Below are 21,028 nucleotides of genomic sequence, written 5' to 3'. Positions count from 1 at the left end.
TGGTCTGCTCGTCACATGCGGAACACGCCGAAGGCGGTCGGCTCGATGGGGGCGTTGAGGGCGGCGGAAAGCGCCAGGGCGAGCACCTCGCGGGTCTGCGCCGGATCGATCACGCCGTCGTCCCACAGTCGCGCGCTGGAGTAGTAGGGATGGCCCTGGTGCTCGTACTGCTCGAGGATCGGCGCCTTGATCTTCGCCTCCTCTTCGACGCCGAGCTGCTGGCCGGCGCGCTCGGCCTGCTCGCGCTTGACCTGGGCGAGCACCCCGGCGGCCTGTTCGCCGCCCATTACGCCGATCCTCGCGTTCGGCCACATCCACAGGAAGCGCGGGTCGTAGGCGCGTCCGCACATGCCGTAGTTGCCGGCGCCGAAGCTGCCGCCGATCAGCACGCTGAACTTCGGCACCCGCGCGCAGGCCACCGCGGTCACCAGCTTGGCGCCGTGCTTGGCGATGCCACCGGCCTCGTACTTCTGGCCGACCATGAAACCGGTGATGTTCTGCAGGAACAGCAGCGGGATGCCGCGCTGGCAGGCCAGTTCGATGAAGTGCGCGCCTTTCTGCGCGGCCTCGGCGAAGAGGATCCCGTTGTTGGCCAGGATGGCGATCGGATAGCCGTGCAGGTGGGCGAAGCCGCAGACCAGGGTGGTGCCGAACAGCGCCTTGAACTCGTCGAACTCGGAGCCGTCCACCAGCCGTGCGATCACTTCGCGCACGTCGTAGGGCTGCTTGCTGTCGGCGGGAATCACCCCGTACAGCTCCTCGGCGGGGTACAGCGGCGCGCGCGGTGCACGGCATTGCAGCTGGCCCTGCTTGCGCCAGTTGAGGTTGGCGACGCAGCGGCGGGCGATGGCCAGGGCATGGTCATCGTCCTCGGCATAGTGGTCGGCGACCCCGGAGACCTTGCAGTGCACGTCGGCGCCGCCAAGCTCCTCGGCGCTGACCACCTCGCCGGTAGCGGCCTTCACCAGCGGCGGCCCGGCGAGGAAGATGGTGGCCTGTTCGCGCACCATCACGGTTTCGTCGGACATCGCCGGCACGTAGGCCCCGCCGGCGGTGCAGGAGCCCATCACCACGGCAATCTGCGGGATGCCGCGGGCACTCATGTTGGCCTGGTTGAAGAAGATCCGGCCGAAGTGCTCGCGGTCGGGGAACACCTCGTCCTGGCGCGGCAGGTTGGCGCCGCCGGAGTCCACCAGGTAGATGCATGGCAGGCGGTTTTCCAGGGCGATGGCCTGGGCCCGCAGGTGCTTCTTCACAGTCAGCGGATAGTAGGTGCCGCCCTTCACCGTGGCATCATTGCCGACGATCATGCATTCCACCCCTTCGACCCGGCCGATCCCGGCGACGATGCCGGCGGCGGCGACCTCTTCGCCGTAGACCTCATGGGCGGCGAGGGCGGAAAGCTCGAGGAACGGCGAGCCGGGGTCGAGCAGGCGGTTGATGCGTTCGCGCACCAGCAGCTTGCCGCGCGCGCTGTGCCGGGCCTGGGCGGCGCTACCGCCGCCTTCGTGGATGCGGCCGAGGAGGGTGCGCAGGGCGTTGACCTGTTCCAGCATGGTCGCGGCGTTGGCCGCGAACTCGGCGGAGCGTGGATTGATCTGGGTGTGCAGGATGGCCATGGCGGTGGCTCCGTGTCGAGGTGGGCGGAAGCGGTTGGCGCCCGCTCCCGACCTGGCGATGCGCCTGTCGATGCAATGGAATGCCCTCTCCCTGGCGGAAAAGGGCCGGGGAGAGCGAGGCTTCAGCGGGTTTCGTTGAACAGCTCGCGGCCGATCAGCATGCGGCGGATCTCGCTGGTGCCGGCGCCGATCTCGTAGAGCTTGGCATCGCGCAACAGGCGGCCGGTGGGAAACTCGTTGATGTAGCCGTTGCCGCCGAGGATCTGGATCGCGTCCAGGGCCATCTGGGTGGCGCGCTCGGCGCTGTAGAGGATCACCCCGGCGGCGTCCTTGCGGGTCGTCTCGCCGCGGTCGCAGGCGGCGGCCACGGCGTACAGGTAGGCGCGGCTGGCGTTGAGGGCGGTGTACATATCGGCCACCTTGCCCTGGACCAGCTGGAATTCGCCGATGCTCTGGCCGAACTGGCGGCGGTCATGGATGTACGGCACCACCACGTCCATGCACGCCTGCATGATTCCCACCGGGCCGCCGGAAAGCACCACGCGCTCGTAGTCGAGGCCGCTCATCAGTACCTTGACCCCGCCGTTGACCGCGCCGAGGACGTTCTCCTCGGGCACCTCGACGTCCTGGAAGATCAGTTCGCAGGTGTTCGAGCCGCGCATGCCCAGTTTGTCCAGCTTCGGCCCGCGGCTGAAGCCTTTCCAGTCGCGTTCGACGATGAACGCGGTGATCCCGTGCGCGCCCTTGTCCGCGTCGGTCTTGGCGTAGATCACATAGGTATGGGCGTCGGGACCGTTGGTGATCCACATCTTGCTGCCGTTGAGAACGAAGCGGTCGCCGACCCGGTCCGCGCGCAGCTTCATCGAGACCACGTCGGAGCCGGCGTTGGGTTCGCTCATCGCCAGCGCACCGATGTGTTCGCCGGATACCAGGGCCGGCAGGTAGCGGGCCTTCTGTTCGGCGTTGCCGTTGCGCTTGATCTGGTTGACGCAGAGGTTGGAATGCGCGCCATAGGAGAGCGCCACCGAGGCCGAGGCCCGGCTGATCTCTTCCATGACCACGGCGTGGGCCAGGTAGCCCAGCGCCGAACCGCCGTACTCCTCGTCGACGGTGATGCCGAGCAGGCCCATCTCGCCGAACTTGCGCCACATGTCCATGGGGAACTGGTTGTCCTGGTCGATCTGCGCGGCGCGCGGCTGCAGTTCGGCGGTGACGAAGCTGCGGACCTGGTCGCGGAGCATGTCGATGGTTTCGCCGAGGGCGAAGTTGAGGCTGGGATAGGTCATGCTTTCACCTGTAATTGTGCTTGTCCGGTTTAAAGCTTCGAATGAGGTTTATGTTGCAACTGGTTGTTTGTTATAGCTTTTGATCAGCGCAGCTCGACAGCGCTCCTCGGCAGTATCCAGTTCCAGCTGCATCTGTTCGATGTCCAGCAACTGTTGTTCCAGCTGGGCGCGGCGCTCGGCGATCTTCTCCAGCATGGTGTTCAACTGCTTCTGGTTGCCGCTGCTCGGGTCCGGGTCGTAGAGCTCGATCAGTTCGCGGCATTCGGCGAGGGAAAAACCGATGCGCTTGCCGCGCAGGATCAGCTTCAGGCTGACCTTGTCGCGCGGCGAATAGATGCGTTCCTGGCCGCGTCGCTCGGGGGAGAGCAGGCCTTGCTCCTCGTAGAAGCGGATGGCACGGGTGGTGATGTCCAGTTCGCGGGCGAGATCGGAGATGGTGTAGGTGGTGGACATGCGCAGGCACCTGCTTGTTTACCTTTACGTTAACGTAAAGCTGCACCGAAATCCTGTCAACGCCTGGAACGGGGGAAAAATGACAGCCGTGAAAGATACTTGTCAGAAATATTTAATCGGCGCCTCATGAAAGGGCACGGATGGCTCTGTTCTGCTTCGCCGAACACTGTGTTTCTCGGAGGAGTCGTAACGATGAGTCGGCTGATGACCTACAGGACACTGCTGGCTTGCCTGCTCGCCGCGTTGCTTGCGCTGCTGGTGGCGGGTCAGCAGCAGCGCGCGTTCGAGCGCATCTGGTTCAAGCTGGAGCAGCGCTACGGCGGCGATGTTGCGCGCGAGAACGCCCTGCGCCTGGCCGACTATCGGGTCGATATCGAAGCCCGCGTGCTGGGCGCGGAGTCCAACGTCTCGGCGCTGTCCTTCGACCCCAGCCGGCGCAGCCTGGTCAGCGTGACCAACCAGGACCCGCATTTCCTCGAGCTGTCGCTGGACGGCGAATTGTTGCGACGCATCCCCCTGCGCGGTTTCCAGGATCCGGAGGCTATCGAGTACATCCGGCCCGGCGTCTACGTGGTCGCCGAGGAGCGTCGCCAACGCCTGGTGGAGATCCATGTCGACGCCGACACCCGGGTGATCGACATCGACGATCCGCGCAACGCCCGGAAGTTCTCCCTGGGCAGTGCAAACAAACGCAACAAGGGCTTCGAGGGGTTGGCCTACGACCCGCTGCGCGAGCGCCTGTTCGTGGCCCGGGAAAAGGCGCCGGTGGGCATCATCGAGGTAAACGGCTTCTTCAACGACCGCGGCGAGGCGCTCGACCTGAGCGTCGGCGGCGACCCGCAGCGCGATCGCGGGTTGTTCCTCACCGATCTGTCGAGCCTCTACTACGACAAGGCCAGCGATCACCTGCTGGTGCTTTCCGACGAGTCGCGGGTGGTCATCGAACTGGATCGCGCCGGGGATCCGCTCGGCAGCCTGACCCTGCGTGGCGGCAACCATGGCCTGACGGACGACGTGCCGCAGGCCGAAGGGTTGGCGATGGACGACCGGGGCAGCCTGTACGTGGTCAGCGAGCCGAACCTGTTCTACCGCTTCAGCCGAGCGCTGCCGGCGGCCGACTAGGGTGGGAAAAGGACGGCGGAATTCAGGCTTGCGCGCCGGATAGCGCCGGCGCGTAGCCGATCATCTGTCGCAGCAGCGGGTCGGTGAACTGCTGTTGCCAGTCGTCCAGCTTGCCCCGAAGGTCGGGGCCGTTGGCCGGAACGATGGGGGCCGCGCGCGGCTGGCGAGGCGTCGGCGGGCAGGCGCCGAGCAGCCCGACGCACAGTGCCAGGGTGGGGAGCGAGAGTTTCGTTAGGGGCATCAGGCTTGCTCCGTGGGGATCTGGGGCGAGGTGCCGGTGCGCGGCGCCTTGCGTAACCGGAACAGGCGCCCGACCACCAGGAAGAACAGCGGTACCAGGAACACCGCGAGTACCGTGGCGGTGACGATCCCGCCGAGCACCCCGGTGCCGATGGCGACCTGGGCGCCGGAACCGGCGCCGCTGGAGAGCGCCAGCGGGACCACGCCGAAACCGAACGCCAGCGAGGTCATGACGATCGGTCGCAGGCGCAGGCGCGCGGCCTCCAGGGTCGCCTGCAGCAGGCTCATGCCTTCCTGGTAATGGTCCTTGGCCACCTCGATGATGAGGATGGCGTTCTTCGCCGAGAGGCCGATGATGGTGATCAGGCCGACCTTGAAGTAGATGTCGTTGGGCAGACCGCGCAGGCTCACCCCGAGCAGTGCGCCGAGCACGCCCAGCGGCACCACCAGGATCACCGCCAGCGGGATCGACCAGCTTTCGTAGAGGGCGGCCAGGGCGAGGAACACGATCAGCACCGAGAGGGCGAACAGCGCCGGCGCCTGGGCGCCGGACAGGCGTTCTTCGAAGGACTGGCCGGACCACTCGTGGGCGATGCCCTCGGGCAGGCCCTGCATCAATTGCTCCATCGCCTGCATGGCTTCGCCGCTGCTGTAGCCCGGCGCGGCCTGGCCCTCGAGGTTGAACGAGGGATAGCCGTTGTAGCGGGTCAGTTGCGGCGGGCCGAGGGTCCAGGCGGCCTTGGCGAACGTCGCCAGCGGGACCATCTCGCCCTGCTCGTTGCGCACGTGAAGCCGGCCGATGTCGTCGATGCCCAGGCGCTTGGCGCCGTCGGCCTGGACCACCACCTTGCGCACCTGGCTGCCGTGCATGAAGTCGCCGATGTAGTCCGAGCCGAACATCACCGCCAGGGTGGTGTTGATCTCGTCCATGCTCACGCCGAGGGTCTCCGCCTTGCGTCGGTCGATGTCCAGGCGGATCTGCGGCGCCTCGCCCTGGCCGGCGAACATCACGTTGGCCAGACGCGGGTCCTCGGCGGCGCGCGCCAGCAACTGGTCGCGGGCCTTGACCAGGGCCTCGTAGCCAACCCCGCCACGGTCCTGCAGGCGGAAGTCGAAGCCGCTGGTGGAACCCAGGTCCGGCAGCGGCGGCGAGTTCATCGCATACACCGTACGGTTGGGCAGGCCGGCGAAGCGCTGGTTGATGCGCTCGACGATGGCGCCGACGTGCTGGCTGGCCTCCCGGCGTTCCGACCAGTCCTTCAGGGTGGCGAAGATCATCGCCGAGCTGGTGCCGTCGCCGTACAGGCTGAAGCCGCCGACCGCATAGGCGTAGGCCACCGGTTCGTGCTCCGCCAGGTAGCGCTCGACGTCGCCGACGTTGGCCATGGTCTCCGCCATCGGCGTACCTTCGGGCTGCATCACCATGATCATGAAGTCGCCCTGGTCCTCTTCCGGCAGGAACGCCTGCGGCAGGCGCACGAAGAGCAGGGCGACCACGCCGATGACCAGGGCGTAGACCAGCATCCAGCGGATCGGCCGGGCGAGGATGCCGGCCACCGCGTTGCGGTAGCGTCCGGTCAGGCGCAGGAAGGCGCGGTTGAACCAGCCGAAGAAGCCGCGCTTCTCATGGTGGTCGGCGTCGATCGGGCGCAGCAGGGTGGCGCACAGGGCCGGGGTCAGCGACAGCGCGAGGAACGCCGAGAAGCCGATGGAGACCGCCAGGGTCACCGCGAACTGGCGGTAGATGTTGCCCACCGCGCCGCTGAAGAACGCCATCGGCACGAATACCGAGACCAGCACCACGGTGATGCCGACGATGGCACCGCTGATCTGGCGCATCGCCTTGACCGTGGCGTCGTGCGGCGACAGGCCTTCCTCGGCCATCAGCCGCTCGACGTTCTCCACCACGATGATCGCGTCGTCCACCAGGATGCCGATCGCCAGGACCATGCCGAACATGGTCAGCACGTTGATCGAGAAGCCCAGGCCGAGCATCACCGTGAAGGTGCCGAGCAGGGCCACCGGCACCACCAGCGTCGGGATCAGGGTGGCGCGGAAGTTCTGCATGAACAGGTACATCACGGCGAACACCAGCAGCATCGCCTCGAGCAGGGTGCTGACCACCTTCCTGATCGAGATCTCGACGAACGCCGAGGTGTCATAGGGGATGTTGTAGCTCACGCCCTCCGGGAAGTAGCGCGACAGCTCGTCGAGGGTGGCGCGGATGCGCTTGGCGGTGGCCACCGCGTTGGAGCCGGGCGCCATCTTCACCGCCAGGCCGGTGGCGGTCATCTGGTTGACCCGCGAGACGAAGCCGTACTCGCTCTGGCCGAACTCGACGCGGGCCACGTCGCGCAGGCGGATCGCGCCGCCGTCGGCGCGGATGCGCAGCGGAATCTCGCCGAACTGCTCGGGCGTCACCAGGGTGTCGTCGACCTTCACCGTGGCGCTGATCGGCGCCGAGTCGGGGACCCCGAGGTTGCCGATGTCGCCCACGGTGAGGCGGGCGTTGTGCCGGCGCACGGCGTTGACCAGGTCGCTGGCGCTGAGGTTCATCGAGGTCAGCTTGGCCGGGTCGGGCCAGATGCGCATGGCGTACTCGGCGCCCCAGGTCTCGACCTTGCCCACGCCCTCCACCCGGCGCAGCGCCTGCAACACGTTGGACGAGGCGATCTCGCCCAGCTCCATGGCGTCGTAGCGGCCGCTGGAGGAGGTAAGGGTAACGATCAGCTGGATGCTGTCCGCCGCCTTCTCCACGTAGATGCCGTCGCGCCGCACCGATTCGGGCAGGCGCGACTCGACGATCTTCAGGCGGTTCTGCACTTCCACCGCGGCGAGGTCGGCGTTCACGCCCTGGCGGAAGGTCAGGGTCAGCGAAGCCTGGCCGGTGCTGCTGGTGGCCTTGGTGTAGAGCAGGCCGGGCGCGCCGTTCATCTCGCGCTCGATGATCGCGGTCACCGCTTCCTCGACCACCTTGGCCGAGGCGCCGGGATAGCTGGCGCTGACGTTGACCACCGGCGGCGCGATGTCCGGGTACTGGGCGACCGGCAGGAAGCGGATCGCCAGGACCCCGGCGAGCACGATCAGCAGGGAGATCACCCAGGCGAAGACCGGCCGGTCAATGAAGAAACGAGCCATTCGTAGCGTTCTCCGTCACTGGCCCGCCGGCGAGGCGGCCAGCGGTGAGGGGGCGTCGGCGCTGGCCGGCTGGCGGACCACCGCCTGGACGCTGGAGCCGGCGGCATGCTGGGCGGCGTTCTCGACGATCACCCGCTCACCGCCCTTGAGCCCGCGGCTGATGATCCAGTCGCGGCCCTGCAGGGTGTCGGCGCGGACCTCCACGTCTTCCACCACGCCCTGTGGGTTGACCACCTTGACCACGGCGGACTGGGCGGTACGGATCAGCGCGTCGCGCGGGACGGTGATCGCCTGCGGGTTCACCGCGCGCTGCAGGCGCACCTGCACGTAGCCGCCGGGCAGCAATTCGCGATGCGGATTGCGGAACAGGGCACGCATGGCGATGGTGTCGGTGCCGGGGTCGACCGCCAGGTCGGAGAACAGCAGCTCGCCGGCCAGCGGGTACTCGCTGCCGTCGGCCAGGACCAGGCGCACGGCGATGTCCTTGTCGGCGACACCCTTCACCTGGCCTTCGCGGATCGCCCGCTGCATGGCGGCGACTTCGCCGGCCGGCTGGGAGAAGTTCACGTAGATCGGATCGATCTGCTCGACGCGGGTCAGCGGTGTCGGCGAGTCCTCGCCGACCAGCGCGCCTTCGGTGACCAGCGCACGCCGCGCGCGGCCGTCGATCGGCGCGGTGACCGTGGCGTAGCCCAGGCGCAGGCGGGCCTGCTCCAGTTCGGCCTTGGCCGAGGCAATCTGCGCCAGGGCCTGGCGCGCGTCGGTCTGCGCTTCGGTGTACTCGCGTTCGCTGATGGCGCGGTCCTTGATCAGGTCGGCGTAGCGCTTGAGCTTGTCGGCCGCCGCCGCGTGGCTGGCCTCGGCCCGGGCCAGGGCGCCGCGGCTGATGTCCAGGGCCGCCTTCAAGGGCGCAGGGTCGATCTGGAACAGCACGGTGCCGGCGCGGACGTCCTGGCCTTCCTCGTACAGGCGACGGGTGACGATGCCGGCGACGCGCGCCCGCACTTCAGCCTGGCGGTACGCTTCCAGGCGTCCGGGCAGCTCGCTGGTGATGCCGATAGGCGCCGGCCTGGCGACGATCACGCCGACCTCGGCGGGGGCCTCCGCAGTCTTCCCGGTGTCCGCTGCTTCTTCGCAGCCCAGCAGGAATAGGGCGACCAGGGCCGCCAGCAGCCCGCGCAGCGAGCCGGTCCATTGGATGTGCATGGGTGTCCCTCGATTCGTGAACTCGCGAGCTTGCCCGGGAAAGGGCACCGCAACTCACGAGCGGCGCGACAGTAGCATATAATCAATCATGAGTGATTAATTAATTGGCGTTTCTGTAACATATCCTTATGATCTGCGGCGCCTTTCCCTTGTGAGGACGTTCAGTGGCCAGGAAAACCAAAGAGGAATCCCAGAAAACCCGCGACGGCATACTCGATGCCGCCGAGCGGGTTTTCCTGGAAAAGGGCGTGGGCACTACTGCCATGGCCGACCTGGCGGACGCCGCCGGGGTTTCTCGCGGTGCGGTCTACGGCCACTACAAGAACAAGATCGAGGTCTGCCTGGCGATGTGCGACCGCGCCTTCGGCCAGATCGAGGTACCCGACGAAAACGCCAGGGTGCCGGCGCTGGACATCCTCCTGCGCGCCGGCATGGGCTTTCTCCGCCAGTGCTGCGAGCCCGGTTCGGTGCAGCGGGTGCTGGAGATCCTCTACCTAAAGTGCGAACGCAGCGACGAGAACGAGCCGCTGTTGCGCCGCCGCGAGCTGCTCGAGAAGCAGGGGCAACGCTTCGGCCTCCGGCAGATCCGCCGGGCGGTGGAGCGCGGCGAACTGCCGGCGCGGCTGGACGTCGAGCTGGCCAGCATCTATCTGCAATCGCTCTGGGACGGCATCTGCGGCACCCTGGCCTGGACCGAGCGCCTGCGCGACGATCCCTGGAACCGCGCCGAACGCATGTTCCGCGCCGGCCTCGACAGCCTGCGCAGTTCTCCCTACCTGTTGCTGGCGGACGCCTGAGGGCGTCAATCGTCCGCCATCAGGTGCCTGCGCTGGTCCTCGGCGCCGGCGACCACCAGCCGCTGGGCGTCTTCCTCGCTGATGTGCAGGCGCTTGCCGTCGATGTAGAGCACCGACAGGCGCGCCTCGGCGTCGGTACCGATGCGCAGGCTGTCGACCGGCGCGCGATGCCGGCTGCCTTCGATCTCCACGCTGCAGATGCCTTGTTCCGAGTCGATTTCGATGGACATGGGAGCCTCCTGTTTTTTCCGCCTACCTTGGGTGGACCCCGGGCATCCGCGCGGGTTCTGTCACGGTAGCTTCACGCCAGCGTCACGCGCCTGCCACCGCGCTTGGCTGCAATCGTCCGCAGAGAGAGGGCGAGGCCAGCGGAGGACGACGCCATGCGGCTATGCGTGATTGGTGCGGGCTATGTGGGACTGGTGACGGCGGCCTGTTTCGCCGAGATGGGCAACCAGGTGCGTTGCGTGGAGCGTGACCGCGAGCGGGTCGCGCGGCTGAGACGCGGCGAGATGCCGATCTACGAACCGGGCCTGGAAAACATCCTGCGCGATCAGCTGGACGCCGCCCGCCTGACCTTCACCGCGAGCCTGGCGGAAGGCCTGGCCGACGCCGAGGTGGTGTTCATCGCCGTCGGCACGCCGTGCGGCGAGGACGGCTCGGCCGACCTCAGCCACGTGATGGTGGTCGCCGAGCAACTTGGCGCGCAACTGCGCCAGGCCTGCATCGTGGTCAACAAGTCGACCGTGCCGGTGGGCACCGCCGAACGGGTCGAAGAGATCATCCGCCTGGGCCTGGCGCGCCGGCGCAAGCGCTTCCGGGTGGCGGTGGCGAGCAATCCGGAGTTCCTCAAGGAAGGCTCGGCGGTGGACGACTTCAGGCGCCCGGACCGGGTCATCATCGGCAGCGCCGAGGCGCAGGCCGGGGAAACCCTGCGCCAGCTCTACGCGCCGTTCCTGCGCAATCACGAGCGGGTCCTGCTGATGGGGCGTCGCGAGGCCGAGTTCAGCAAGTACGCGGCCAATGCCTTCCTCGCCACCAAGATTTCCTTCATGAACGAGATGGCCGGGCTGTGCGCCCTCACCGGCGTCGACATCGAGGACGTGCGCCGCGGCATGGGCAGCGACAAGCGCATCGGCACCCATTTCATCTACGCCGGCTGCGGCTACGGCGGCTCGTGCTTTCCCAAGGACGTCCGCGCGCTGATCCGCAGCGCCGAGCAACAGGGCTTCGACAGCCAGATACTGCGTGCGGTGGAAGCGCGCAACGCGCGGCAGAAGGAACTGCTCTTCGAGACCCTCGGCGAACTGTTCCAGGGACGCTGGCAAGGGCGCACGGTGGCGCTCTGGGGGCTGGCCTTCAAGCCGGGTACCGACGACCTGCGCGAGGCGCCGAGCCTGGTCCTGCTGGAGGCACTGCTGCGCCACGGGGTGCGGGTCAGGGCCCATGACCCGGTGGCCAACGCCGGGGTCGCGGCACGCTATCCGGACGCGCTGGCGTGCGCCCAGTTGACGCTCCACGACTCGCCCTACGCCGCCGTCGAGGGCGCCGATGCCCTGGTGCTGGTGACCGAGTGGAAACAGTTCCGCCAGCCGGACTTCCAGAAAATCCGTGGATCCATGCGAACTCCCCTGTTGGTCGACGGTCGGAATCTCTACGCACCGGCGCGGATGGCGGAACTGGGCTTCATCTACCAGGGCATAGGACGTTCAAGGGCCGGGCATTGTAAGGCGAGCGCAGCCTGATTAGACTGCGCGCCATCCGCATACTTCGTCCATGTCGAAGGATTCTCATGATCAAGAAATGTCTTTTCCCGGCCGCCGGTTACGGCACTCGTTTCCTCCCGGCCACCAAGGCCATGCCCAAGGAAATGCTGCCGGTGGTGAACAAGCCGCTGATCCAGTACGCGGTGGAGGAGGCGCTGGAAGCCGGCCTTTCCGAGATCGGCATCGTCACCGGCCGCGGCAAGCGTTCGCTGGAAGACCACTTCGACATCAGCTACGAGCTGGAACACCAGATCCGCAACACCGACAAGGAAAAGTACCTGGTCGGCATCCGTCGGCTGATCGACGAGTGCACCTTCGCCTACACCCGCCAGGTGGAGATGAAGGGCCTCGGCCACGCCATCCTCACCGGTCGTCCGCTGATCGGCGACGAGCCGTTCGCCGTGGTCCTGGCCGACGACCTGTGCCTGAACCTCGAAGGCGACAGCGTGCTGAAGCAGATGGTCAAGCTGTACAACCAGTTCCGCTGCTCCATCGTGGCGATCCAGGAAGTGCCGCCGGAAGAGACCAACAAGTACGGCGTGATCGCCGGCGAGATGATCCGCGACGATATCTTCCGGGTGAACACCATGGTCGAGAAGCCGAAGCCGGAAGAGGCGCCGTCGAACCTGGCGATCATCGGCCGTTACATCCTGACCCCGGACATCTTCGACCTGATCGAGCAGACCGAACCGGGCAAGGGCGGCGAGATCCAGATCACCGATGCCCTGATGAAGCAGGCCCAGGACGGCTGCGTGCTGGCCTACAAGTTCAAGGGCAAGCGTTTCGACTGCGGCAGCGCCGAGGGTTACATCGAGGCGACCAACTTCTGCTACGAAAACCTCTACAAGACCGGCAAGGCTCACTGAGCCTCGCCGTTCCCGATGAAGAACGCCGCGTCCCCGATGGGGGCGCGGCGTTTTTCGTATGGGGCGAACGGCCATGGGGTATCCGCCCTACCTGAGCTGTCGGCGGGCGTGGCGTTGTTGGCGTCGGGCGAATAACCCCGCCAGCCTGGCCTGGGCCACGCGGCGCCTCCGCGCCCGGTCAGGGAATCGGCAGCGCCTCGGAACCCGGGCCCAGCGGCTGGCCGTAGCTGAACTCCACGTAGTTGCCCGCGGGATCGCGCAGGCCGCAGTAGTAGCCGACCGGATAGGGCTCGTCGCGCGGCGCCCAGACCAGGCAGCCGGCGGCCTCGGCGCGGCGCGCCAGATCGTCTACCGCGGCGCGGCTGGAGAGGGCGAAGCCGAAATGACTGTAATCGTCGCTGGCCAGGTTGCGCGGCTGGCCGCCGGGCATGATGACGAAGATGAAGCGTTGTTCCTGGCCGGGTTCGGCCATCCAGACGATCTGCGAGCCTTTGCCGGGGCGCCGGTGGATCACCCGCATGCCGCAGAAGGTTTCGTAGAAGGCGATGCAGGCGTCGAGGTCGGGGACGTGCAGCGCCAGGTGGGTGAGGGTGGGGGACATCGCGCTTACCTCCACGGACAAGCATAGCCCATCGCCTGCCAGGCCCTGCGCTGAGCCGTTTCGACAGGTTTCTGCGTCGATCCGGCGGGAGCCGACGCTGGTGAATGGGTTATGCTGGAACGCATCTGATCCAGGAGTAGGAACATGTCTTTCGATTTCGATCTGTTCGTCATCGGCGCCGGCTCAGGGGGCGTACGCGCCGCCCGCTTCGCCGCCGGCTTCGGTGCCCGTGTCGCGGTGGCGGAGAGTCGCTACCTGGGTGGCACCTGCGTCAACGTCGGCTGCGTGCCGAAGAAGCTGCTGGTCTATGGCGCGCATTTCAGCGAGGACTTCGAGCAGGCCCGGGCCTATGGCTGGAGCGCCGGCGAGGCGCAGTTCGACTGGGCGACCCTGATCGGCAACAAGAACCGCGAGATCCAGCGGCTCAACGGCATCTACCGCAACCTGCTGGTGAACAGCGGGGTGACCTTGCTCGAAGGTCACGCCCGTCTGCTCGATGCGCACAACGTCGAGGTGGACGGCCAGCGTTTCAGCGCCAAGCACATTCTCGTCGCCACCGGTGGCTGGCCGCAGGTGCCGGACATTCCCGGCAAGGAACACGCGATCACCTCCAACGAGGCGTTCTTCCTCGAGCGCCTGCCGCGCCGTGTGCTGGTGGTCGGCGGCGGCTACATCGCCGTCGAGTTCGCCTCGATCTTCAACGGGCTCGGCGCCGAGACCACCTTGCTCTACCGTCGCGACCTGTTCCTGCGCGGCTTCGACCGCAGCGTCCGCGAACACCTGCGCGACGAATTGGGCAAGAAGGGCCTGGACCTGCAGTTCAACAGCGACATCGCCCGCATCGACAAACAGGCCGATGGCAGCCTGGCCGCGACCCTCAAGGACGGCCGGGTGCTGGAGGCGGACTGCGTGTTCTATGCCACCGGGCGGCGGCCGATGCTGGATGACCTTGGCCTGGAAAACACCGGAGTGAAGCTGACCGACAAGGGCTTCATCGCGGTCGACGAGCACTACCAGACCAGCGAGCCGTCGATCCTCGCCCTGGGCGACGTGATCGGTCGCGTCCAGTTGACCCCCGTGGCGCTGGCCGAGGGCATGGCGGTGGCGCGGCGGCTGTTCAAGCCGGAGGAGTACCGTCCGGTGGACTACAAGTTGATTCCCACCGCGGTGTTCAGCCTGCCCAACATCGGCACCGTCGGCCTGACCGAGGAGGAGGCGCTGAGCGCCGGGCACAAGGTGAAGATCTTCGAGAGCCGCTTCCGGCCGATGAAGCTGACCCTTACCGACGACCAGGAAAAGACCCTGATGAAGCTGGTCGTGGATGCCCACGACGACAGGGTGCTGGGCTGCCACATGGTCGGCGCCGAGGCCGGCGAGATCCTCCAGGGTATCGCGGTGGCGATGAAGGCCGGGGCGACCAAGCAGGCGTTCGACGAGACCATCGGCATCCACCCGACCGCGGCGGAAGAGTTCGTCACCCTGCGCACGCCGACGCGCTGAGCCGCGTCTGAACGAAGAAGCCGGCCCCAGGGCCGGCTTCTTTCATTTTCGCGCTCAGCGCGAGGGGGCCTCGGCCAGCGCCGCCGCTGCGTCGTCGCGGCGCCTGGCGTAGCGTTGCGCGAGCACCGCGCAGACCATCAGCTGGATCTGGTGGAACAGCATCAGCGGCAACACCATCGGCCCCACCGCACTGGTGGCGAACAGCACCTTGGCCATGGGCACGCCGGTGGCCAGGCTCTTCTTCGAACCGCAGAAGACGATGGTGATCTCGTCTTCCTTGCTGAAGCCCAGGCGTCGCGCCAGCACTGTGGTCAGCACCAGGGCCAGGGCGAGGATCACGCAGCAGGCGACGGTCAGGCCGAGCAGCGCCAGCCAGGGTACTTCGTGCCACAGACCCTGGATCACCGCGGCGCTGAAGGCGGTGTAGACCACCAGCAGGATCGAGCCCTGGTCGACATAGCGCAGCACCGGCTTGTTGCGCTCCACCCAGGCGCCGATCCAGCGCCGCAGGACCTGGCCGGCGATGAAGGGTACCAGCAGTTGCAGGGTGATCTTGCCGATGGCGTCCAGCGCGTTGCCGGTCTCGCCTTCGGCGCCGAGCAGCAGCTTGACCAGCAGCGGGGTGAGGAATACGCCGAGCAGGCTCGACACGGAAGCGCTGCATACCGCTGCCGGCACGTTGCCGCGCGCCAGCGAGGTGAAGGCGATGGAGGATTGCACCGTGGCCGGCAGGGCGCAGAGGAACAGGATGCCGAGGTACAGCTCCGGGGTGACCATCGGCGACAGCGCCGGTTTCAGCGCCAGGCCGAGCAGCGGGAACATCACGAAGGTGCAGGCGAACACCAGCAGGTGCAGGCGCCAGTGGGTCATGCCGGCGACGATCGCCTGGCGCGACAGCTTGGCGCCGTGGAGGAAGAACAGCAGGCCGATGCCGATGTTGGTCACCCATTCGAAGACCACGGCGGTCTGGCCGCTGCAGGGCAGGAAAGTGGCGAGAAGGACGGTGGCGATCAGCGCCAGGGTGAAGTTATCCGGAAGGAAACGCGGTCGGGACATGGGCACGCTCTGCAGGATCGGGGAACACACGGCAGTCTTCTGGCTGCCTGGCGAACCTGCACTGTAGCCATGGGCTGGGCGACCGGCTAACGCCAGAAGGCCAGCCGATGACGCTGAGTGGACAGGGCGGCCGCCGCGCCGCCCCGAGGGGCTCAGACGACGCTGGCCAGCAGCGGCTCGCTGACGCTGGGACGGACCTTGCCGGCATGGGGAGAGAACTCCAGGCGGACGGCGAGCACGGTGACCAGCGAGCGCAGTTTCTCCGCGATCACGCTGGCGCGGTGCTGGCTGAGGCCGGGGAAGGTCAGCAGCAGGCGGATCTTGTGGTCCTCGCGGTCGGCACGAACCCGCTCCGGGGTGAAGGACTGCACGGCGAACAGGTTGAGCACCCGGCACAGCAGGTCCGGGTCGGCCATGCCCTCGATATGGAAGATCGACAGGGTCTCGGTATCTGCGCAGGAGGTTTCCCAGACGTTCGGGCGGATCACCTGGCGTTCTTCGCCGTCAGGGTGTTTGGCCAGGAAAAGGGGGGCGAGGGTTGACATGTGACGCTCCAGGCAGTGTTTCGACGAGAGAAATTCTCCCAGAGGCGTGCCGGATTTTTTCTCCTGTTTTTGCGTGATTTTGCGCTATCCGTGCATACTTGATCCCTATATTTTTCTTTGTAGGGAATATTTATGTCCATTCCACTGGATATGTACGATCAGCGTATTCTCGCTTTGCTGCAGGAGGAATCCTCGCTTTCCACCGCCGAGATCGCCGAGCGCATCGGACTTTCCCAATCGCCCTGCTGGCGGCGCATCCAACGCCTGAAGGAGGAGGGGGTGATCCGCAAGCAGGTGACCCTGCTCGACCGCAAGAAGATCGGCCTGAATACCCAGGTATTCGCCCAGATCAAGCTCAACGCCCATGGGCGCAAGAACCTCACCGACTTCGCCGAGGCGATGCACCAGTTTCCCGAGGTGCTGGAGTGCCACGTACTGATGGGCGCGGTGGACTTCATGCTGCGTATCGTCACCCGCGATATCGAATCCTACGAACGCTTTTTCTTCGAGAAGCTGTCGGCGGTGCCGGGCATCCAGGAAGTGAACTCCATCGTCGCCTTGTCGGAAATCAAATCCACCACTACCTTGCCCCTGCTCGCTCCCTGAGCCTTCCCGGAGAACGCCTGCCCATGACCATCAGCAAGACCAAGTCCAGCTTCTACCGCCGCCTCTACGTCGCCTACCTGATCGACAGCGGCACCGCCAGCGTGCCGGAGATCATGGCCGCCACCGGCATGCCCCGGCGTACCGCCCAGGACACCATCGCCGCGCTGGAGGAACTGGACATCGTCTGCGAGTTCGAGCAGCGGGAGGGCGCGCGCAACCACCAGGGCGGCTATGTCATCCGCGACTGGGGGGCGGTACGGCGGGAGTGGGTGGTCGAGCAGCATCGGCGAATCGCGGCGGCGCTGGAGTATCCGGCGGAATGAGCCACGCGCTGGCGGCCACATGCATATAAAAGAAGGAGGGGCTCAAACTGCCTCCCCTCCCGAGCATGCGTTCTTCAGATGCCGCGCTGTTCCAGGGTGGCCTGGCGGGCGCGCTGGGCCAGCTCCTCGGCGGGCTGGACGCTGCTGCCGGCGGTAGGCGGCGGTGACGGCATATGCGGCTTGAGGTAGGCCGCCAGGCTGACGCCGCAGTAGACCAGCAGGGCCATGGCGATCAGCGCCTTGTATGGGTCGATGTCGGATCGGCGCTTGCAGACCATACAGATATGCCCTTCGCTGGCTGGGTGTTCGCCACAGTTGCGACAGCGGATCATGCCTTCCTCCCGCCGGATTTTCCCGCCTGCCAGAACGCCAGCGAGGCTTCCTCGCGGGCCTGCTCGGCGCTCAGGCCGATATCCTTCAGTTCCGCCGCTTCCAGGTCCAGCAGCGCGCGCCGGGTCAACTGGCGTTGCCGGGCCAGGCGATAGCCGCGACGCAGGGCCTGCGCCAGGTTGTCCATCGCGGTGAGTGGGAAGGGGCCATCGAGGCGTTGGCGGCGCTCGGATTTCGCACTGAGTCGCGTCATGCTGCGTACTCCATATTGATCGGCTGGACGACGGAGATAGAATGGCCATCGCGCGCTGTTCCGTACAGGTCCAGAAAAGGTGGGTTGACTGCATACAGATCAAGCGCTCCCCGGCCTGAATGGTGGATTTCGCCACCATCTGTACCGGTCCCGCTTTCGCTCACCCTGGAGTCCCGCTCATGACCCTTTATCTGCAACTCGCCGAGACCCTCGGTTCGCGCATCGAACAGGGCCTCTACCGTCCGGGCGACCGGCTGCCCTCGGTGCGGGCCATGAGCATCGAGCACGGCGTCAGCCTGAGCACCGTGCAACAGGCATACAGGCTGCTGGAAGATCGCGGGCTGGCCGAGCCGCGGCCGAAGTCCGGCTATTTCGTACCGGTCGCGCGACAGATGCCGCCGCTGCCGGCGATCGCCCGCCTGGCCCAGCGGCCGGTGGAAATCTCGCAATGGGAGCAGGTGCTGGCCCTGGTCAGCACGGTACCGCGGCCGGACGTGGTCCAGCTCGGCCGTGGCATGCCGGACATCTCCAGCCCTTCGCTGAAACCGCTGACCCGCAGCCTGGCCCGGCTCAACCGCCACGCCGACGCCCGTGCGCTGGCCTACGACGGGATCCACGGCTCGCCGTTGCTGCGCGAGGAAGTCGCCCGCCTGTTGGTGGACTCCGGCTGTCGGGCCACCGCCAGCGACGTGGTGATCACCACCGGCTGCCACGAGGCCCTGTCGGTGAGCATCCGCGCGGTGTGCGAACCGGGCGACATCGTCGCGGTGGAGTCGCCGAGCTTCCATGGCGCCATGCAATCGCTGAAAGGCCTCGGCATGAAGGCCCTGGAGATCCCCACCGATCCGGTCAACGGCATCAGCCTGGAAGCCCTCGAACTGGCGCTGGAACAGTGGCCGATCAAGGCCATCCAGGTGACCCCGAACTGCAACAACCCGCTCGGCTACATCATGCCCGAGTCGCGCAAGCGGGCGCTGCTGGCCCTGGCCCAGCGCTACGACGTGGCGATCATCGAGGACGATGTCTATGGCGACCTGGCCTACACCTATCCGCGCCCGCGCACCATCAAGTCGTACGACGACGATGGCCGGGTGCTGCTCTGCGGGTCGTTCTCCAAGGTCCTGGCGCCGGGCCTGCGGATCGGCTGGATGGTACCCGGGCGCTACGCCGACCGCGTGCTGCACATGAAGTACATCAGTACCGGCGCCAGCGCCCTGCAACCGCAACTGGCGATCGCCGAATTCATCGGCAACGGCCACTACGAGCCGCACTTGCGGCGCATGCGCGCCCAGTACCAGCGCGGACGCGACCTGATGATCGACTGGGTGGCGCGCTATTTCCCGGAGGGCACCCGCGCCAGCCGGCCCCAGGGCGGTTTCCTGCTCTGGGTCGAACTGGACGAGGCGTTCGACACCCTGCGCCTGGACAAGGCCTTGCGCAACCGCGGCGTACAAGTCGCGGTGGGCTGCATCTTCTCCGCTTCCGGCAAGTACCGGAACTGCCTGCGGATGAACTACGCGGCGTTGCCGACCCCGGCCATCGAGCAGGCGGTCAGGCGAGTAGGGGAGAGCGCTTGCGAGCTGCTGGAGCCTTGCGAGGCCTGAGCGGCAGTCGTGCTTTCGACGCAGTCGACGATTGCACAAATAGCAAATGCTAATCATTCGCATTGTTTGCTAGAGTTGCCTGATGCATGCATCCGCCGGCGCCGCTGGGCGCCGGTCACCAGGAGACCATCGTCATGTCGCAACCCGCCTATCGTCTGTTCAATGTCGAACTCAAGCGCCGCGAGCAACTCAGCCCGGCGCTGACCCGCTTCGTCTTCGGCGGCCCGGAGGTCGCCGAGATGAAGACCCTGGCCGCCGACCAGCGGATCAAGATCTTCTTCCCCGATGCCAGCGGCCAGCCGCCCAGCCTGCCCGGTGGCAGCGAGTGGTACCAGGCCTATCGCAGCGTCGAGCCGGCTCGCCGGCCGCCGATGCGTACCTACACCATCCGTGCGCTGCGCGCCGAGCAGGAGGAGGTCGACGTGGAGTTCGTCCTCCACGGCGAGAACGGCCCGGCCTCGGCCTGGGCGACCCACGCGCGGATCGGCGACCGCCTGCAACTGGCCGCGCCCAACCGGCAATACGGCGATGACCCCGGCGGCTACGAATGGAAGCCGCCGGCTGGCGTCCGCCATATCCTGCTGATCGCCGACGAAACCGCCTTGCCCGCGGTGGCGGGAATTCTCGAGGAGCTGGCCGGCGAAGCCGAGCCGCCGGTGGTCGAGGCCTTTCTCGAAGTGCCGGGAGAAGCCGATATCCTCGACCTGCCGGCGATTCCCGGTGCGCGCCTGCACTGGCTGCCGCGCCACCAGGCCGGCATCCATTCGCGCAACGGCGAGCGGATGATCGAGGCGGCGCGCCAGGCGCGGCTGCCGGAGCGCGAGGTGGCGGGTGGTGCGGCCCAGGAGCTGGAGGACATCGATATCGACGAGGAGATCCTCTGGGAACTGGCGAGCCCCGAGAGCGGCAGTTTCTACGCCTGGGTCGCCGGCGAGTCGGCGGCGGTGATGGCGATCCGGCGCTACCTGGTGCAGGAGCGCGGTATCGACAAGCGTCATCTGACCCTGATGGGCTATTGGCGCCTGGGCAAGGTGTTCGACTGATGGGCCGCTTCGTCGGGAAACAGGCGGACGGCTACGAGACGCGGATCGGCCGCCTGTTGCCGGGCTACGAGTTGCTGCACCTGCTCAGTCGCGCGCAGTTGCTGGCCCGTCTGCCGGAACGGGCGCGCCTGCTCAGCGTCGGCTGCGGCGCCGGCGGCGAACTGGCGGAGCTGGCCGGGTTGCGTCCAGGCTGGCGTTTCGTCGCGGCGGACCTGTCGGCCGACATGCTCGCCCTGGCCCGCCAGCGCTGCGCCAGGCTCGGCCTGCTGGAGCGGATCGAGCTGCACTGCGGCGACGTCGCCGGGCTACCGCCTGCGCCGCCTTGCGATGCGGCGCTGGTCCTGCTGGTGCTGCATTTCCTGCGCGGCGACCAGGCCAAGCGGCGCTTCCTCGAGGCGGTCGCCGAGCGTCTGGCGCCAGCGGCGCCGTTGCTGCTGGCCAACCTGATGGAAGCCCGGGACGCCTTCGAACGCCCGGTGCAGGCCGAGGCCTGCCGTTTGGCCGGGCTTTCCCCGGAGGACAGCGACGGCATGCTGCAACGCTTGCGCGAGGATTTCGATCCGTTGTCCGAGCAGCGCCTCGGCGAACTGCTGGAAGACACCGGCTTCGTCCTGCCCAGCCGCTATTTCCAGGCCGTGGGCTACCAGGCCTGGATCGCCTTCCGCGCCGGCTGA

22 protein-coding genes are annotated in these 21,028 nt (G+C 67.0%); 10 read left to right on the top strand and 12 right to left on the bottom strand.

The window, feature by feature from the left end:
* Positions 1 to 11 precede the first annotated feature (11 nt).
* The 3 genes from liuB to liuR form a co-directional block, all read right to left on the bottom strand.
* A complete protein-coding gene (liuB, locus tag M6E97_RS12790; RefSeq protein ID WP_003110688.1) occupies positions 12 to 1,619 on the bottom strand; it encodes a methylcrotonyl-CoA carboxylase subunit beta in 1,608 nt (535 codons plus the stop codon).
* Positions 1,620 to 1,741: 122 nt separating this feature from the next.
* Positions 1,742 to 2,905 (bottom strand): isovaleryl-CoA dehydrogenase, encoded by a 1,164-nt coding sequence (liuA, locus tag M6E97_RS12785; RefSeq protein ID WP_034005057.1) that lies wholly within the window; start codon positions 2,903 to 2,905, stop codon positions 1,742 to 1,744.
* 48 nt (positions 2,906 to 2,953) lie between these two features.
* The gene (gene liuR / locus M6E97_RS12780; RefSeq protein ID WP_023112462.1) at positions 2,954 to 3,358 is read right to left on the bottom strand and encodes a liu genes transcriptional regulator LiuR; all 405 of its coding nucleotides are present in this window, start codon (positions 3,356 to 3,358) and stop codon (positions 2,954 to 2,956) included.
* A gap of 192 nt (positions 3,359 to 3,550) precedes the next feature.
* On the opposite strand from liuR, the gene M6E97_RS12775 reads away from it, so the two are divergent.
* Entirely contained in the window at positions 3,551 to 4,480 is a 930-nt protein-coding gene (locus M6E97_RS12775; protein WP_003088602.1) for an SdiA-regulated domain-containing protein, read from the top strand.
* 22 nt (positions 4,481 to 4,502) lie between these two features.
* Here the strand turns inward: M6E97_RS12775 and M6E97_RS12770 are convergent, their stop codons facing one another.
* From M6E97_RS12770 to mexX, 3 genes are read right to left on the bottom strand one after another with little or no spacing between them, the layout of a single operon-like run.
* The gene (locus M6E97_RS12770; protein WP_033939475.1) at positions 4,503 to 4,721 is read right to left on the bottom strand and encodes a hypothetical protein; all 219 of its coding nucleotides are present in this window, start codon (positions 4,719 to 4,721) and stop codon (positions 4,503 to 4,505) included.
* Entirely contained in the window at positions 4,721 to 7,858 is a 3,138-nt protein-coding gene (gene mexY / locus M6E97_RS12765; RefSeq protein ID WP_033939474.1) for a multidrug efflux RND transporter permease subunit MexY, read from the bottom strand. Before mexY ends, M6E97_RS12770 begins: the two co-directional genes overlap by 1 nt.
* 15 nt (positions 7,859 to 7,873) lie before the next feature.
* Positions 7,874 to 9,064 carry a multidrug efflux RND transporter periplasmic adaptor subunit MexX gene (gene mexX, locus M6E97_RS12760; protein ID WP_003088624.1) on the bottom strand — a complete coding sequence of 397 codons (1,191 nt, stop codon included), beginning with the start codon at positions 9,062 to 9,064 and terminating at the stop codon, positions 7,874 to 7,876.
* Between the two features lie 164 nt (positions 9,065 to 9,228).
* Between mexX and amrR the strand changes: the two genes are divergently transcribed.
* Positions 9,229 to 9,861, top strand: coding sequence for a TetR family transcriptional regulator AmrR (amrR, locus tag M6E97_RS12755; protein WP_003088626.1), 633 nt, complete (start codon positions 9,229 to 9,231; stop codon positions 9,859 to 9,861).
* Positions 9,862 to 9,866: 5 nt separating this feature from the next.
* Here amrR and M6E97_RS12750 read toward each other — a convergent pair whose 3' ends face one another.
* On the bottom strand, positions 9,867 to 10,091 hold the full coding sequence (locus tag M6E97_RS12750) for a DUF3203 family protein (protein ID WP_003088627.1): 225 nt from the start codon (positions 10,089 to 10,091) through the stop codon (positions 9,867 to 9,869).
* Positions 10,092 to 10,244: 153 nt separating this feature from the next.
* Here M6E97_RS12750 and M6E97_RS12745 point away from each other — a divergent pair, with 153 nt between their 5' ends.
* Together M6E97_RS12745 and galU are read left to right on the top strand one after the other, a co-directional pair.
* Positions 10,245 to 11,606, top strand: coding sequence for a UDP-glucose 6-dehydrogenase (locus M6E97_RS12745; protein ID WP_033939472.1), 1,362 nt, complete (start codon positions 10,245 to 10,247; stop codon positions 11,604 to 11,606).
* Positions 11,607 to 11,653: 47 nt separating this feature from the next.
* The gene (galU, locus tag M6E97_RS12740; protein ID WP_003088639.1) at positions 11,654 to 12,493 is read left to right on the top strand and encodes a UTP--glucose-1-phosphate uridylyltransferase GalU; all 840 of its coding nucleotides are present in this window, start codon (positions 11,654 to 11,656) and stop codon (positions 12,491 to 12,493) included.
* Between the two features lie 178 nt (positions 12,494 to 12,671).
* Here the strand turns inward: galU and M6E97_RS12735 are convergent, their stop codons facing one another.
* Complete coding sequence (locus M6E97_RS12735) at positions 12,672 to 13,094, bottom strand: VOC family protein (RefSeq protein ID WP_003100368.1); 423 nt, start codon at positions 13,092 to 13,094, stop codon at positions 12,672 to 12,674.
* Positions 13,095 to 13,238: 144 nt separating this feature from the next.
* Here M6E97_RS12735 and gorA point away from each other — a divergent pair, with 144 nt between their 5' ends.
* The gene (gorA, locus tag M6E97_RS12730) at positions 13,239 to 14,594 is read left to right on the top strand and encodes a glutathione-disulfide reductase (protein WP_003128794.1); all 1,356 of its coding nucleotides are present in this window, start codon (positions 13,239 to 13,241) and stop codon (positions 14,592 to 14,594) included.
* A 54-nt stretch (positions 14,595 to 14,648) separates the two neighbouring features.
* On the opposite strand, the gene M6E97_RS12725 is transcribed toward gorA, so the two are convergent.
* Together M6E97_RS12725 and M6E97_RS12720 are read right to left on the bottom strand one after the other, a co-directional pair.
* The gene (locus M6E97_RS12725) at positions 14,649 to 15,650 is read right to left on the bottom strand and encodes a bile acid:sodium symporter family protein (protein WP_003128792.1); all 1,002 of its coding nucleotides are present in this window, start codon (positions 15,648 to 15,650) and stop codon (positions 14,649 to 14,651) included.
* 152 nt (positions 15,651 to 15,802) lie between these two features.
* A complete protein-coding gene (locus M6E97_RS12720) occupies positions 15,803 to 16,195 on the bottom strand; it encodes a hypothetical protein (protein WP_003088646.1) in 393 nt (130 codons plus the stop codon).
* A 132-nt stretch (positions 16,196 to 16,327) separates the two neighbouring features.
* Here M6E97_RS12720 and M6E97_RS12715 point away from each other — a divergent pair, with 132 nt between their 5' ends.
* Both M6E97_RS12715 and M6E97_RS12710 read left to right on the top strand, forming a co-directional pair.
* On the top strand, positions 16,328 to 16,801 hold the full coding sequence (locus tag M6E97_RS12715) for an Lrp/AsnC family transcriptional regulator (RefSeq protein WP_003088649.1): 474 nt from the start codon (positions 16,328 to 16,330) through the stop codon (positions 16,799 to 16,801).
* 23 nt (positions 16,802 to 16,824) lie between these two features.
* On the top strand, positions 16,825 to 17,124 hold the full coding sequence (locus tag M6E97_RS12710) for a winged helix-turn-helix domain-containing protein (RefSeq protein ID WP_003118549.1): 300 nt from the start codon (positions 16,825 to 16,827) through the stop codon (positions 17,122 to 17,124).
* Positions 17,125 to 17,198: 74 nt separating this feature from the next.
* On the opposite strand, the gene M6E97_RS12705 is transcribed toward M6E97_RS12710, so the two are convergent.
* Both M6E97_RS12705 and M6E97_RS12700 read right to left on the bottom strand, forming a co-directional pair.
* Positions 17,199 to 17,456 carry a hypothetical protein gene (locus tag M6E97_RS12705; protein ID WP_003088653.1) on the bottom strand — a complete coding sequence of 86 codons (258 nt, stop codon included), beginning with the start codon at positions 17,454 to 17,456 and terminating at the stop codon, positions 17,199 to 17,201.
* Positions 17,453 to 17,707 carry a DUF1127 domain-containing protein gene (locus M6E97_RS12700; RefSeq protein ID WP_033939470.1) on the bottom strand — a complete coding sequence of 85 codons (255 nt, stop codon included), beginning with the start codon at positions 17,705 to 17,707 and terminating at the stop codon, positions 17,453 to 17,455. Before M6E97_RS12700 ends, M6E97_RS12705 begins: the two co-directional genes overlap by 4 nt.
* 179 nt (positions 17,708 to 17,886) lie before the next feature.
* Between M6E97_RS12700 and M6E97_RS12695 the strand changes: the two genes are divergently transcribed.
* From M6E97_RS12695 to M6E97_RS12685, 3 genes are all read left to right on the top strand, one after another.
* A complete protein-coding gene (locus tag M6E97_RS12695; RefSeq protein WP_003100354.1) occupies positions 17,887 to 19,311 on the top strand; it encodes a PLP-dependent aminotransferase family protein in 1,425 nt (474 codons plus the stop codon).
* A 134-nt stretch (positions 19,312 to 19,445) separates the two neighbouring features.
* On the top strand, positions 19,446 to 20,354 hold the full coding sequence (locus M6E97_RS12690) for a siderophore-interacting protein (RefSeq protein ID WP_003139694.1): 909 nt from the start codon (positions 19,446 to 19,448) through the stop codon (positions 20,352 to 20,354).
* Positions 20,354 to 21,028: a class I SAM-dependent methyltransferase gene (locus M6E97_RS12685; protein ID WP_003100350.1), complete on the top strand. Its 675-nt coding sequence runs from the start codon at positions 20,354 to 20,356 to the stop codon at positions 21,026 to 21,028. The genes M6E97_RS12690 and M6E97_RS12685 overlap by 1 nt, the downstream gene beginning before the upstream one ends.

The sequence above is a fragment of the Pseudomonas sp. B111 genome (assembly GCF_026428275.1).
In the GTDB taxonomy this organism is placed as follows: Bacteria; Pseudomonadota; Gammaproteobacteria; order Pseudomonadales; family Pseudomonadaceae; genus Pseudomonas; species Pseudomonas aeruginosa.
This window is presented reverse-complemented; position numbering and strand designations above follow the sequence as displayed.